This is a genomic window from Rhodoferax sp. TS-BS-61-7 (assembly GCF_002943465.1).
In the GTDB taxonomy this organism is placed as follows: domain Bacteria; phylum Pseudomonadota; class Gammaproteobacteria; order Burkholderiales; family Burkholderiaceae_C; genus Allorhodoferax.
Map to the genome: position 1 here is coordinate 518877 of NZ_PTQY01000003.1, position 13116 is coordinate 531992.

General features: G+C 59.6%; 15 protein-coding genes and 1 pseudogene. 13 read left to right on the forward strand and 3 right to left on the reverse strand.

The genetic code is table 11. The annotated features are described in order from the left end of the window. Positions 1 to 168: 168 nt before the first annotated feature. From flhD to C5F53_RS11210, 11 genes and pseudogenes are all read left to right on the forward strand, one after another. A complete protein-coding gene (gene flhD / locus C5F53_RS11160; RefSeq protein WP_105261426.1) occupies positions 169 to 495 on the forward strand; it encodes a flagellar transcriptional regulator FlhD in 327 nt (108 codons plus the stop codon). A gap of 25 nt (positions 496 to 520) precedes the next feature. Next, positions 521 to 1060 (forward strand): flagellar transcriptional regulator FlhC, encoded by a 540-nt coding sequence (gene flhC / locus C5F53_RS11165; protein ID WP_105261427.1) that lies wholly within the window; start codon positions 521 to 523, stop codon positions 1058 to 1060. Between the two features lie 164 nt (positions 1061 to 1224). Next, positions 1225 to 2082, forward strand: coding sequence for a flagellar motor stator protein MotA (gene motA, locus C5F53_RS11170; RefSeq protein ID WP_105261428.1), 858 nt, complete (start codon positions 1225 to 1227; stop codon positions 2080 to 2082). A gap of 18 nt (positions 2083 to 2100) precedes the next feature. After that, positions 2101 to 3046 (forward strand): annotated as a pseudogene (gene motB / locus C5F53_RS11175) (flagellar motor protein MotB). Between the two features lie 60 nt (positions 3047 to 3106). Further along, positions 3107 to 3496: a chemotaxis response regulator CheY gene (gene cheY / locus C5F53_RS11180; RefSeq protein ID WP_105261429.1), complete on the forward strand. Its 390-nt coding sequence runs from the start codon at positions 3107 to 3109 to the stop codon at positions 3494 to 3496. 2 nt (positions 3497 to 3498) lie between these two features. After that, entirely contained in the window at positions 3499 to 4134 is a 636-nt protein-coding gene (locus C5F53_RS11185; protein WP_105261430.1) for a protein phosphatase CheZ, read from the forward strand. Positions 4135 to 4229: 95 nt separating this feature from the next. Then, positions 4230 to 5384, forward strand: a complete 1155-nt coding sequence (locus tag C5F53_RS11190; protein ID WP_105261431.1) for a flagellar biosynthesis protein FlhB — start codon at positions 4230 to 4232, stop codon at positions 5382 to 5384. Next, positions 5381 to 7462: a flagellar biosynthesis protein FlhA gene (gene flhA, locus C5F53_RS11195; protein ID WP_105261432.1), complete on the forward strand. Its 2082-nt coding sequence runs from the start codon at positions 5381 to 5383 to the stop codon at positions 7460 to 7462. Before C5F53_RS11190 ends, flhA begins: the two co-directional genes overlap by 4 nt. Further along, entirely contained in the window at positions 7459 to 8910 is a 1452-nt protein-coding gene (gene flhF / locus C5F53_RS11200) for a flagellar biosynthesis protein FlhF (RefSeq protein WP_105261433.1), read from the forward strand. The genes flhA and flhF overlap by 4 nt, the downstream gene beginning before the upstream one ends. After that, entirely contained in the window at positions 8903 to 9697 is a 795-nt protein-coding gene (locus C5F53_RS11205) for a hypothetical protein (RefSeq protein WP_105261434.1), read from the forward strand. Before flhF ends, C5F53_RS11205 begins: the two co-directional genes overlap by 8 nt. Continuing rightward, positions 9697 to 10413 (forward strand): RNA polymerase sigma factor FliA, encoded by a 717-nt coding sequence (locus C5F53_RS11210; RefSeq protein WP_105261435.1) that lies wholly within the window; start codon positions 9697 to 9699, stop codon positions 10411 to 10413. The genes C5F53_RS11205 and C5F53_RS11210 overlap by 1 nt, the downstream gene beginning before the upstream one ends. Before the next feature lie 11 nt (positions 10414 to 10424). Here C5F53_RS11210 and C5F53_RS11215 read toward each other — a convergent pair whose 3' ends face one another. The 3 genes from C5F53_RS11215 to flgA form a co-directional block, all read right to left on the reverse strand. Continuing rightward, the gene (locus C5F53_RS11215; RefSeq protein WP_105261436.1) at positions 10425 to 10808 is read right to left on the reverse strand and encodes a hypothetical protein; all 384 of its coding nucleotides are present in this window, start codon (positions 10806 to 10808) and stop codon (positions 10425 to 10427) included. Between the two features lie 39 nt (positions 10809 to 10847). Beyond that, a complete protein-coding gene (gene flgM / locus C5F53_RS11220) occupies positions 10848 to 11180 on the reverse strand; it encodes a flagellar biosynthesis anti-sigma factor FlgM (protein WP_105261437.1) in 333 nt (110 codons plus the stop codon). 94 nt (positions 11181 to 11274) lie between these two features. Beyond that, the gene (flgA, locus tag C5F53_RS11225; protein WP_105261438.1) at positions 11275 to 12012 is read right to left on the reverse strand and encodes a flagellar basal body P-ring formation chaperone FlgA; all 738 of its coding nucleotides are present in this window, start codon (positions 12010 to 12012) and stop codon (positions 11275 to 11277) included. 219 nt (positions 12013 to 12231) lie between these two features. On the opposite strand from flgA, the gene flgB reads away from it, so the two are divergent. Together flgB and flgC are read left to right on the forward strand one after the other, a co-directional pair. Then, positions 12232 to 12675 (forward strand): flagellar basal body rod protein FlgB, encoded by a 444-nt coding sequence (flgB, locus tag C5F53_RS11230; RefSeq protein ID WP_105261439.1) that lies wholly within the window; start codon positions 12232 to 12234, stop codon positions 12673 to 12675. A 28-nt stretch (positions 12676 to 12703) separates the two neighbouring features. Continuing rightward, positions 12704 to 13108 carry a flagellar basal body rod protein FlgC gene (flgC, locus tag C5F53_RS11235; protein ID WP_105261440.1) on the forward strand — a complete coding sequence of 135 codons (405 nt, stop codon included), beginning with the start codon at positions 12704 to 12706 and terminating at the stop codon, positions 13106 to 13108. Positions 13109 to 13116: the final 8 nt, after the last annotated feature.

Below are 13116 nucleotides of genomic sequence, written 5' to 3' on the forward strand. Positions count from 1 at the left end.
TTCGCGCAATTTAATTCAATACTCGGCGCATGTAGGAATTCCCCCTACAGGCGATGTTCGCGTTTCTGACACGCGGATTAGCCGTTTTCCAATTCAGTTTTTTGCGCTACCCAACCAGAATTCGCTCCATGGTGATTCACATGAATCGCCCCCAAACAGGAGTCGACTATGAGCAAGGAACAACTACTCGCCGAGATCCGGGAAGCCAATATGACTTACCTGATGCTGGCCCAAAACCTGATCCGCCAGGACAAGGCCGAAGCGCTGTTTCGCTTGGGCATGTCTGAGGAAGCGGCGGACATGATCAGCACACTGTCTCCCGCCCAGATCATGCGTATTGCCTCCACCAATATGCTGCTGTGCCGTTTCCGGGTGGATGACGACATGGTCTGGAACCTGCTGACCAACCACTCTGCGACCAAGGTCGACAACGACGCCACCACCAAGCTGCACGCCAGCATCTTGATGGCCGGCCGTTTTGCCGAAGCCGTCTGACCCCACGCACCGCAGGAGCAGCACCATGGCTACCCAAAAAAGTGTTTTGAACGACTCCAAGCAAGTGGAGCGCGCCGTTTCCCTGATCCAGCTGGGCGCCCGCCTGCAGGTACTGGAGAGCGAAACCGACCTGTCCTACGAGCGCCTGTTGCGCCTCTACAAAGAAGTGGCTGGGCGCTCCCCCAGCAAAGGGCAGCTGCCGTTCTCTACCGAATGGTTTCTGACCTGGCAGCCCAATATCCATGCATCGCTGTTTCAGAACACCTATGAGTACCTGACCAAGGTCAGCGCCATGGAGGACATCGATGCCATCATGGCCGCCTACCGGCTGTACACCGAGCAAATTGCCGCCTGCGGCGTGGAGCCCTTGTTGTCCATCACGCGCGCCTGGCGCCTGGTTAAGTTCATCGACAACAACATGCTGTCCATGACCAAATGCTCCAAGTGCGGCGGGCACTTTGTGTCGGAAGCCTATGAAAACTCCCGCCACTTCGAGTGCGGCCTGTGCTCGCCCCCAGCCCGTGCGGGCAAAGGCTCTACCGCAGGCGGTATTTTGCTCCACTAGATGCTATTATTTTTATAGCTTCTTGCGCAATACCCACGGCGCTTAGGTGCCAATTTGGCAATAAATTCAAGCCAAGCGAACTTGCGACGATATGATAGAGACGGACCGAAAAGGCCCGCTTCTTCCACCCTTGAGGCTTCTGGCCTCCCTGTCACAATGCGCCTATGTTTGTAATCGTTGGTTGGCTTGTTTGTCTGGGCTGTGTGTTCGGCGTGTTCATCATCCACGGCGGAAACATCAGTGTGATTTTGAAAGCCCTGCCCTGGGAAATGCTGACCATCGGGGGGGCTACGGTGGGCGCCTTTCTGGCCAACAACCAGATGAAGGTGATCAAGAAAACCATGGCCGGCCTGGGCGCCTGCTTCAAGGGCAGCAAATACACCAAGGCGCGGTACATGGAGCTCATGGCGCTGATGTTTGACATCCTCCAGAAAGCCCGCAAAGAAGGGCTGATGGCGATTGAAAAAGACGTCGAAGAGCCCGAGCAATCCGAGATTTTCAAAAAATACGCCACGGTCGGCTCAGACCACCACGTGGTGGAGTTCATCACCGACTACCTGCGCATGATGGTCTCGGGCAACCTCAACGCCCACGAAATCGAGTCGCTGATGGACAGCGAAATCGAAACCCACCACCACGAAGAACATGCCGCTGTGGCGGCCATCCAGCGCATTGCCGGCGGCTTGCCGGCGTTCGGCATTGTGGCCGCCGTGTTGGGTGTGGTGAACACCATGGGCTCGGTGGGCCAGCCCCCTGCCGTGCTAGGCGGCATGATCGGTTCGGCGCTGGTGGGAACATTCCTGGGCATCTTGTTGGCATATGCGTTTGCGGAGCCTTTGGCCGGCTTGCTGGAGCAAAAGGTCGAAGAAGGCAGCAAGGAATTCCAGTGCATCAAAACCACTCTGCTCGCCAGCATGCAAGGCTACAACCCGTCCACCGCCATTGAATTTGGCCGCAAAGTGCTCTATTCCACCGAGCGCCCCACCTTCTCTGAGCTGGAAGCGTATGTCAAGAAGAAGTAAGCGCAGGAGCGCCTGAGCATGGCTGGAGACGCCAAAAAACTTCAGCCCATCATCATCAAGCGGGTCAAGAAGGGCGGCCACGCTGCGCATGGTGGCGCCTGGAAAATCGCCTACGCCGACTTCGTGACCGCCATGATGGCGTTCTTTTTGCTCATGTGGCTGCTGGGCAGTACCACCGAGGGCGACAAGAAAGGCATTTCCGACTACTTTCAGTCGCCCCTTAAGGTGGCGCTCCAAGGAGGCGCAGGGGCTGGCGCCAGCAACAGCATCATCACCGGCGGCGGCAACGACTTGACGCAACAGGCGGGCCAATCACGCCGCGGTGATGGCGAAGAAAAGACAGCCAAAAAGATGTCGGGTGACCAGGCCAAAGTGGAGCGGGCTAAAAAAGACGCCAAAGATTTGGCCACACTGGCCGCCAAGATTGCAGGCGCCATCTCCAACAACCCCAAAATGGCCGAGTTCAGCTCCCAGATCAAGCTGGAGATAACCCCTGACGGCCTGCAAATCCAGATCGTGGATGACCAGCGCCGCCCCATGTTCGACAGCGGCAGTGCATCGGTCAAACCGTACATGCGCGACATCCTCAGCGAGATCGGGCGCGCCCTGCTGGATGTGGACAACAAGATCAGCCTGGATGGCCATACCGACAGCTTGGCCTATGGCAACGCGGCACGTGGCTATAGCAACTGGGAGCTCTCTGCCGACCGGGCCAATGCATCACGGCGGGAACTGATTGCCGCGGGCATGCCCGAAAACAAGCTGGCACGGGTGGTGGGCATGGCATCCATGCTTGCCGCTGGAGCCAGACAATCCACTCGCCCCTAGCAACCGACGCATCAGTATTCTGGTGATGACCAAGGACGCAGAAGAGCGCCTGCTGGGCAGCAAAACGATTGCCCTGGACGCGGGGGAAGAAAGCGCTGGCAACGGGGCCGCCACAGAGGCAAAATCAAGCCCTTGACCCCGCAAAAATTACGTCATACTTGCAGAAATTCGAAAATTGCCTGGTTAAAGGTTATCTATGTCCAAAGAATTGCGCTTTCTAGTTGTTGATGACTTCTCCACCATGCGCAGAATTGTTCGCAATCTGCTCAAGGAAAGTGGGTATGCCGAGGCTGATGAAGCCGAGGATGGGGTCGTCGCCCTGCAAAAACTCCGTGCCAGCACCTTTGACTTCGTGGTTAGCGATATCAACATGCCCAACATGAATGGGTTCCAATTGCTGGCAGAAATCAAAAAAGACGACAAACTCAAACACCTGCCCGTGCTGATGGTGACGGCAGAAGCCCGCAAAGAAGACATTGTGCTGGCGGCCCAACAAGGTGCGGCTGGCTACATCGTCAAACCGTTCACCAAAGCCACACTGGAAGACAAGGTGAACCACATCCTGACAAAAATGGGCTTGAAGTAAGCATGTCTGACGCCGCGCACCTTCCTGCCGCAAAACTCTCCACTGGCGAAGTCCACCAGCAACTCGGCGCCCTGACCCGCCAGTTGCACGACTCCCTGAATGGCTTGGGACTGGCTGAAAAGGTCAAGGACTGGGCCGGGGAACTGCCCGATGCCAAGAGCCGGCTGTCCTATATCGCCCGCCTGACCGGCCAAGCTGCCGAAAAAGTGCTCAACCAGGTGGACCAGGCCAAGGCCCAACATGACCACATTGCCGCAGAAACCCGCCGCATTGGCGAGCTGATCGTGAAAGACCCGGTGGGCGCCGTCGCCAAGGGCCACGTGATGAACTTCATCAACGATGTGGAGCAGGCCAGCAAAAAGGTAGACAGCCATCTGACCGAGATCATGATGGCGCAGGACTTTCACGACCTGACCGGCCAAGTGATCGCCAAGGTGGTGACACTGGCTGCCACCATCGAAGAGCAGTTGGTGTTGTTGCTACTGCAAACCGCGCCAGCTGACGCCAAAGTGGCTGTGCCCACCGCCTCCGAATATGTGCCTGCACTGGCCGGCCCGGTGGTAGCCGGCCAGGCCAACCAGGACGTAGTGACCGACCAATCCCAGGTCGACGATTTGCTCGCCAGTCTGGGCTTTTAAAGCACCCCCGAATAAGCGGGGGAATGCCCCGCTTATTGCACTTTAGTTTCAGAAGTCGGTCGCGACAATGGTGAGAACCCGAGAGCTTCTTCACCATGGACCAAGGCAGCCAAGACCGCAACCTACCCGCCTCAGAGCGCAAGCTTAAAAAAGCGCGTGATGACGGCCAAGTCGGTCGCTCGCAAGACCTCTCGCATCTGGCGGTGCTGGGTTCTGGCGCCATGGCCGTGCTGGTACTGGCCCCCATCCTTTTTGACCACCTCAAGCGCAGCATGGGACAGCAATTGTCCTTTGATGCATCCACCGTCATGCGCCCCGGCAGCATGTTGCAGCGATTGGGCGAGGCCTCCACCATCGGGCTTGCCGGTTGCGTGGCATTCGCAGCCATTGTGATGGCCGCGGCCATCCTGGCAGCGGTGGCATCGGGCGGCTGGGTCAACAGCCTCAAGCCCCTGATGCCAGACTTCAGCCGACTCAACCCGCTGTCGGGTTTGGCCAATATGTTCACCAAGAAGAAGATGCTTGACACGCTCAAGATGCTGTTGATCACCAGCGTGTTGTTTGCGATTGCGACTTGGTTTCTGAGTTCCGGCCTGCAAACCATGGCCTCCTTGATACGCCAACCGTCGAGTGCTGCCATCGCACACATGACCCAATGGATTACAGGGGGCGTCGGCTTGCTGTTGCTGGTGGTGTTTCTTGCTGCAATGGTGGACGTGCCGCTGCAGTCCTTCTTGCACAAAGACCAGATGAAGATGTCCCACCAAGAGGTCAAGGAAGAGAGCAAGGAATCCGATGGCAACCCACAACTCAAAGGCAAGATTCGCCAGAAACAACGCGAACTGGCACAGAGGAGCAGTGTCAATGCCGTACCCAAAGCCGACTTTGTGGTGATGAACCCCACCCACTTTGCGGTGGCTATCCGTTATGACGAGAAAACCATGCATGCACCTCGGGTGGTGTCCAAGGGTGCCGACCTACTGGCCATGAAGATCCGGGATGTGGCCAAGCAACATTCGGTGCCAGTGCTGCAGTCCCCCATGCTGGCCCGCGCACTGTATGCCAACGCAGAACTGGACCAGGACATCCCCTCCGCGCTCTACACCGCCGTGGCGCAAGTACTTGCCTATGTCTACCGCGTGCGTGCCGCATTGCGCGGCGAAGGCAGCATGCCGCAGGACGTGCCCCAACCTTATGTCCCCCCTGAACTGGATCCCCAGTCCAACACCCTGAAGGCGACCACCGCATGAACGCGCAAATCAAATCGCTGCAACAGTGGCTGGGCAATAACTCCACCGCCTTCCAGGGTGCAGCCGCCCCCATGCTGGTCGTGGCCATTCTGGCCATGATGGTGCTGCCCCTGCCACCTCTGTTGTTGGATGCATTTTTCACCATCAACATCGCCGTGGCGCTGATGGTGATGATGGTGGCAGCCTATATGGTTCGCCCGCTGGACTTTGCCGCCTTTCCGTCAGTCCTGTTGCTCACAACCTTGATGCGCCTGTCGCTCAACGTGGCCTCTACGCGGGTGGTGCTGCTCGAAGGCCATACCGGACCGGGTGCCGCCGGTGCCGTGATTGAGGCCTTTGGCCACTTTCTGATTGGCGGCAACTTTGCCGTCGGTCTGATCGTCTTTGCAATTCTCGTCGTGATCAACTTTGTGGTGGTGACCAAAGGCTCCGAGCGGATTGCCGAAGTGTCAGCCCGCTTTACCTTGGACGCGATGCCCGGAAAGCAGATGGCGGTGGATGCAGACCTGAACGCGGGCCTGATTGACGAAAAGGAAGCGAAACGCCGCCGCGCCGAAATTGGCGAAGAGGCCGAGTTTTTTGGCTCCATGGACGGTGCATCCAAGTTTGTACGCGGTGATGCGGTGGCCGGCATTTTGATTTTGCTGATCAACATCTTTGGCGGCTTCGCCATCGGCATCCTGCAACACGACCTGAGCGCCAGCCAGGCGGCCAACTCCTACATCCTGCTGGCGGTTGGTGACGCTCTGGTTGCCCAGATCCCTGGCCTGCTGATCTCGGTGGCTGCGGCCATGGTGGTCTCGCGCGTGGGCAAGGACAAAGACATCGGCAAACAGATTGTCGGGCAGATGTTTGTATCGCCCCAGGTTTTGGGTGTCACAGCCGTCATCATGTTCATCCTGGGCATCATTCCCAACATGCCGCACTTGGTTTTTTTGAGCATTGCCGCAGTGCTGGCCTATGGCGCCTGGGTCTTGGCCCACAAGCCGATTCCCGTGGATCCACAGACCCAGGCACCGCCGCCCGTGGGTGACGGTGAAGCGTCCTGGGATGACCTGCAACCCGTGGACCAGCTGGGACTGGAATTGGGCTACCGCCTCATTGCACTGGTCGACAAAACCCGCCAAGGTGACCTGCTCAATCGCATCAAAGGTGTACGCCGCAAGTTTGCGCAAGAAGTGGGCTTCCTGCCCCCTGCCGTCCATGTGCGTGACAACCTGGAGCTCAAACCCAGTGCCTACCGCATTACCCTGCGCGGCGTCATTGTGGGTGAAGGCGAGGCGTTTCCCGGCATGTACCTGGCGATCAACCCCGGCGGCATTACCACCCCGCTGATAGGCACTGCCACCACCGACCCCGCCTTTGGCTTGCCCGCCCACTGGATCGACGAACGCCAGAAGGAAGCGGCGCAAATGGCGGGATTTACGGTGGTTGATTCCGAGACTGTCATGGCCACCCATTTGTCACACTTGATGCAAGTTCAGGCCTCCAAGTTGCTGAGCCGAACAGAGACACAACAACTCGTGGAACACGTGGCAAAACTGGCCCCCAAACTGATCGAAGAAGTCGTACCCAAAATGGTCTCGGTCGCAGTTTTCCAAAAAGTATTGCAGCTGCTGCTGGACGAATCGGTGCACATCCGCGACATCCGGACCATCATCGAATCGATTGCCGAACACGCGACTGCGACCACCGACCCGGTCGAGCTGGCAAAACGCGTGCGTATTGCGTTGTCGCCCGCCATCGTGCAACAAATCTACGGTCCGACTCGGGAGCTCAACGTGATTGCCATTGACCCAGGCCTGGAGCGCCTGCTGGTACAGGCCCTGGGCAGCGCCTCCGGTCCTGCACTGGACCCCGGGGTGGCCGACATGCTGACCCGTACCGCAGCAGAAACCGCTCTCAAGCAGGAAGAAATCGGTGTCCCCGCCTGTCTGCTAGTACCTGACCCTATCCGCGGCGCCATCTCGCGCCTGGTGCGCCGTGTGGCGCCACGCCTGCAAGTGCTGGCCCACAGCGAAATTCCTGAAACCCACACCATCCGCATTGGTCCGATTCTCCGAGGTGCCACACCATGAACATCCAACGTTTTACCGCCGCAACCTCCCGCGAAGCCTTGGCCAAGGCCCGACTGGCCTTTGGCGAGGGCACGCTGATCCTGTCCAACCGTCCCACTGAGCATGGCGTGGAAGTGGTCGCGACCGCAGAGGACACCTTGGCCAGCCTGGATCGCGCAGTCGCGCCGGCATCCGGCAAACCCCAAACCGCACAGCGCCGCCCAAGCCCACCCGCAAGCTACCAAGAGGTCGCGAGCAAGGTGGAAGAAGACGCAGAGCAATTGGCCATGAGCACTTTGTCTTTTCAGGACTATGTGCGCGAGCGCATGCTGCGCCGCCGGCATGAAGCGGGACAAGGCGCAGCCCCGGAAACCCTGCCAACCCCAGCTCCAGCAGCCCCGGAGCGCCCGCGCCCCCCAGCACTGACACAGCGCATTGCCGTAGATGTGGCACCCGCCGCACCCAGGCCAGTTGCCGTGCGCAAACCCCAAACCCTGCCCGCCACCGCAGCCGTGAGCAAAGGCGTGATGGATGAACTCCATGCCATGAAGGAACTGATTGAAGACCGTTTCAACACCCTTACCTGGCTGGGACAGGCGCGCCAGAACCCCATCCAGTCCAACATGATGCTCAAGATGATTCGCGCCGGGTACTCCCCAACCCTGGCGCGCGCTATCTTGGAACGGATGCCAGAGGATATGGATGCGGCGGAGTCGGTGCGCTGGGTCATGGATGTACTAGAACGTAACCTGCGTACCGATGCGGGAACGCCAGCCCTGCACGAAGAGGGTGGCGTATTTGCCCTGATCGGCGCCACGGGTGTAGGCAAAACCACCACCGCCGCCAAACTGGCGGGCTTGTGCGCACGCACCCACGGCCCGGGCAGTGTGGGGCTCATCACCCTGGACACCTACCGCGTAGGCGCCCACGAACAGCTGCGCGCCTACGGCAAGATGCTGGGCGTGGTAGCCCACTTGGCACACGACAAAGCGGCCCTGCAAGACCTGTTGGGCCTGCTGTCGAACAAGAAGATGGTGCTCATCGACACCACCGGCATCGCGCCGCGGGATCCGCGCAAGCGCGAACTCATGGAACTGCTGGACCTGCCCGCCATCAAACGGTTGCTCGTACTCAACGCCGGCGGCCATGGCGACACGCTGGACGAGGCCGTCAACTGCTTCAAAACCAACACCTCACAGCAAGCCATCTTCTCCAAGATTGACGAAGCCGTGAAGTTGGGCCCCGCCATTGACGCCGCCATTCGCCACCAGTTGCTGTTGCGCGGCATCACCACAGGCCAGCGGGTTCCGGAAGACTGGGAGTCTGCAGTGGCAGCCAAGCTGGTGCGCATGTCCATGCGCACCGCAGGTATCTCGGCCTACGACCCCAAGGTCAGCGACCTGGGCTTTTTCTTCAGCCAGCCCGCCAGCAGCAGCCAGGGTGCAGCCAAGGGGCGCATGGATGCTTGAACGCCCCAGCAACCAAGCAGCAGGCTTGTTGGACCTGGCGGTGACGCCAAGCCCCAAGCTCATGGCCATGGTCGCGCATGGCGACGAACAGGCAGAGCTGCCCTTGCTTTTGCGCCTGTGCGCCGCATTGGTAGGTTTTGGGTACCCCGTTGTCGTGCTGGACGGCACCGTGCGCGAGAGCACCGACAACCCCGGGCTGGAACAGTTGCTGGACTACAGCCATGCCCCCGATGCGCTATCAGACGCGCCCTCTTGGAGTGTTATTCCCGCGGCTTGGGGACTGCAGTCTCTGGCTCATAAACAGGCGCCCCACAGCCAGACCCTGACCGATACCGGCTGGATGTTCCCGCATGAAAGCGTAGTTATTGTTTACAGCACAGCGCAATCCCTGGTTCCCCTGCTCACAGGCAGCTCGGTGCGGCCTGTCCTGACCGTCTCAACGGCCAAAGCCTCGCTGCTGACCAGCTATCTGGCGCTCAAGCGTTTGTTGCTCAAAGGCAGGCTTGAGCCTACTATTGTGAATGTGCTCCCTGCCCCACATGCCGTATCCTCACAGCCTGGCATACAGACTGCGAGCAACGGCTTGCGTGACTATGCCAAGTATTTTTTGGATTACGAAGTGAATGCATTCACGATCCCCGCGCCCGGGGCAGATGACCGCCCCAGCGCCAGCACCGAGCGCTTGGCTTTGGGCCTGCTAGAAAACGCCATGCCCTTGGATGCTGCCTGGGCGCCCGCATCTGGCGCAGCACACCTGGGCAGTGCCCGCTTGGTGGGGAGACATTGATGTACACCGCCAAAGGCCAGCTAGACCGCAGCGCGCTGATCAAGCAGTACCAGCCCCTGGTGCGGCGTTTGGCGCACCACATGATGGCAAAACTGCCGCCCAGCGTCGAGGTGGACGATTTGATCCAAGTCGGTCTGATTGGACTTTCCGATGCACTGACGCGGTACGAGGCTTCGCAGGGGGTGCAGTTCGAGACCTTTGCCACGCAGCGCATTCGCGGCGCCATGCTCGATGAGCTGCGTGAAAACGACTGGATGTCGCGCGGCTCACGCAAGAGCCAAAAAGAAATTGAAGTGGCCCTGCGCCGCCTGGAACACAAATTGGGCCGCAGCCCTGCGGAGTCAGAAATTGCGGCGGAGCTGGGCATGAGCCTGGCCGACTACCAAAGCCTGCTGGGCAAGGTCCGTGGAACGCAGCTGGTCTACCTAGAAGATATGTCACGTCGCGATGACGATGACGACACCTTTCTGGACCGGCACGTGGCCGATTCCGATGCCGACCCCCTCAACATGCTGCGTGACCAGCGGCTGCGGGAATCGCTGGTCGCGGCCATCAAGACGCTGCCCGAGCGTGAACAGTACATCATGAGCATGTACTACGAGCAGGACATGAACCTCAAGGAAATTGCTGCTGTGCTAGAGGTGACAGAGTCGCGCATCTGCCAACTGCACAGCCAATCCATCGCCCGCTTGCGGGCCAAGATGCGCTCACACTGAGCGCTGCCACCTCAGGCGCTGAATGCCTGAAATCGCCCCGATGATTGGGTCCCGCGACCGTAGGGCCCAGCGGCGGCGGCATACACCGGAGTGTGCAAGGCAGGCACCACCATATGCAGCGCCTGCTCCACCAGCGCCTGGCGACGCAGCATGTGCTCCCTCACCCGGGCCAGCCCCGCGCCCAAGGCACGCAAACGGGCCGCGTCGACTTCTTGCATATGGGCACCCAGAGGTTTCCACGGCGCCAACAAGGCGTTGGCCTCCACAACCAGCGACTGGAACTGTTGGGCCTGGAGCGCCATGTCGTCGACCGCGCCGTCTTTCAGCGCCAACGACAAAAGACCCAGCTGCGACTCAAGCGCACTGAGCGTGGTTTTCAGGGTAGGTTGTGACATATCAGGTACCTCGCACTTCAATGAGTGCGCAGGCCCTGTTTACCGCGCGGAGCGGTTCAGCATTTCCTGCGCGTTGGACAACAATTTGTCGGCAATGGCTTCGGCGTTGACCACGTAGGTGCCATCCTGGATGGAGGCTTTCACGCTGGCCACTTTCTGGGTGTCGATGTCTGCCGACTCGCTGCGCTCGGTTTTCTCCAGCGAACGGGCCAACGTGGAAACGGTCACGGCCACGCCCGCAGCGCGAGTGCTTTGTGTCGCTTTGCTGGTAGCAGCAGTGCTCGCATTGGCGTTTTGGGCTGCTTTTTGGGCGGCACCAGACACCGTGGGCGACACGGAAGCGGGGATTTCTGGGGGTTGACCTATTTTCATCGCGTTCTCCAAAACTACGGTAGGCGTAGCCTCGTACAGTAGTTATCGGCCGCATCATGACTGACTTTAGGGTTTTTTGCACAAATAAAGCCGCTTAAAGCTCAATTTTTACTGTGCGTACGTCCAGTACCACGCCCGATGCAACGCGTCCGTTTTCCATCCGTACGCGGGCCAACTGACCCACAACGCCGGCTGACAGGGCTTGGGCCTGGCTGCTGACCTGAAAACCAGGCCCCTGCGCCAGCACCCGCACAGAGGCCCCGGCCTGAAATACCTGCGCCGGTTTGACCATCCCCTGCCGAAGGGTTTGACCGGTACTGAGCAAGCGGGACGCCGTTTGCCCCACCCACAACGTGCGATCAGCCAACACCGGACTGGCGTCTTCAGCCCAGTCCACCTCGGACTCCATCACGTCCGCCTCTGTCACCATCGCACCCGCAGCGACATGGCCACGCATGACCCAGGCTTTTCCGGTCGCCTTGACCACCAGGGGTAAGGTAATGTTCCAGCGCGTCACCCCGTCCACACAACGCAGGCCCACACGGCTACGCCCCCACAAGCGGCTCCCTGCTGGCAAATGTGGCTCGATGTTGCCGCACACCGCCAAGCGCAAGCGGCTGTCCAGCGGCCCGACTTCGGCCTGCATGCGCAGATTCGCGCCAGGAGGCTGCGACTTCTGCACCGCCTCATTCACCCAGCGCTGAGCCTCAAGCCGCAAGGCCTCCAGACCTGCATCCTGCGCCTGCGCCCAAGGCAACCCGGCACAGGCCAGCGCAAACACACCCAAACCACGCGCAAAGGCATGGTGTTTGAGCACAGAAAAAAGCGGCATGGTGAACTCCAGAGTGGAACCTGTGTGCCGCCCCGCAATACGACGGGGGCGGGACAACTCAGGCCATCACTATAGGTAGCAACACCCAACACGAGGGCTGCAAATATGCCCCATTCACCCCGCTATTCCACGTCTAAAAAATTCAAGCTTTTCCCATAATTGCCGCACGCCCCAAGCCCTACACCCGTAGTGCAAGGACGCTCTTCGCTGAGGTATGCCATGTTTGCCAATCTGACCAACGCCCTGGACTTTCAATCGAAAGCTTTGGTGCTGCGCGCCGAACGCCAGCGGGTGATTGCCAGCAACATTGCCAACGCCGACACGCCCGGCTACACCGGACGCGACATCAATTTCAAACAAGCCATGGGCCAGGCCCTGGGCGATTCCGGCATGACACTGGCACCCAGCACCAGCCAAAGCATGACTTCTGCGGGAACCACCCACACCCGCCACATTCCATTGCCCAGCAGCGCAGCAGACAGCTCCGGCGGCAGCGGCAAGCTCGACTACACCGTGCAGACCCAACCTGCCATGGATGGCAACAGTGTGGACCTGGACCGCGAGCGGGCCAGTTTTGTTGACAACTCGGTGCGCTACGAAGCCACCCTTCGCTTTATTAACGGCTCTTCCCGGACGATCTTGAGCGCCATCCAGGGGCAATGAAGCGACCACCTGATCCACGAGGCCCATCATGTCCATGTTTTCTATCTTCAATGTGTCTGGCAGCGCGGTCAGCGCGCAATCCCAGCGTCTGAACGTCGTCGCCAGCAACCTGGCCAACGCAGACGCGGTGGCAGGGCCCGATGGGCAAGCCTACAAAAGCCGCCAGGTTATTTTTGAAACCGTTCCCATGGAATCCCCGGCGTCCTCGGGCGTCAAGGTCAGCTCCATCAAAGAGAGCAACGAGCCCTTCAAACGCGTGCACAACCCCATGCACCCCGCAGCGGACGCGGAGGGTTACATCACCCAATCCAACGTGAACCCGGTAGAAGAAATGGTCAACATGATCTCTGCCTCCCGCTCTTACCAAAACAATGTGGAAGTCATGAACACAGCCAAGACGCTGCTGCTCAAGACCCTGCAAATGGGTCAATAAACCAGGAG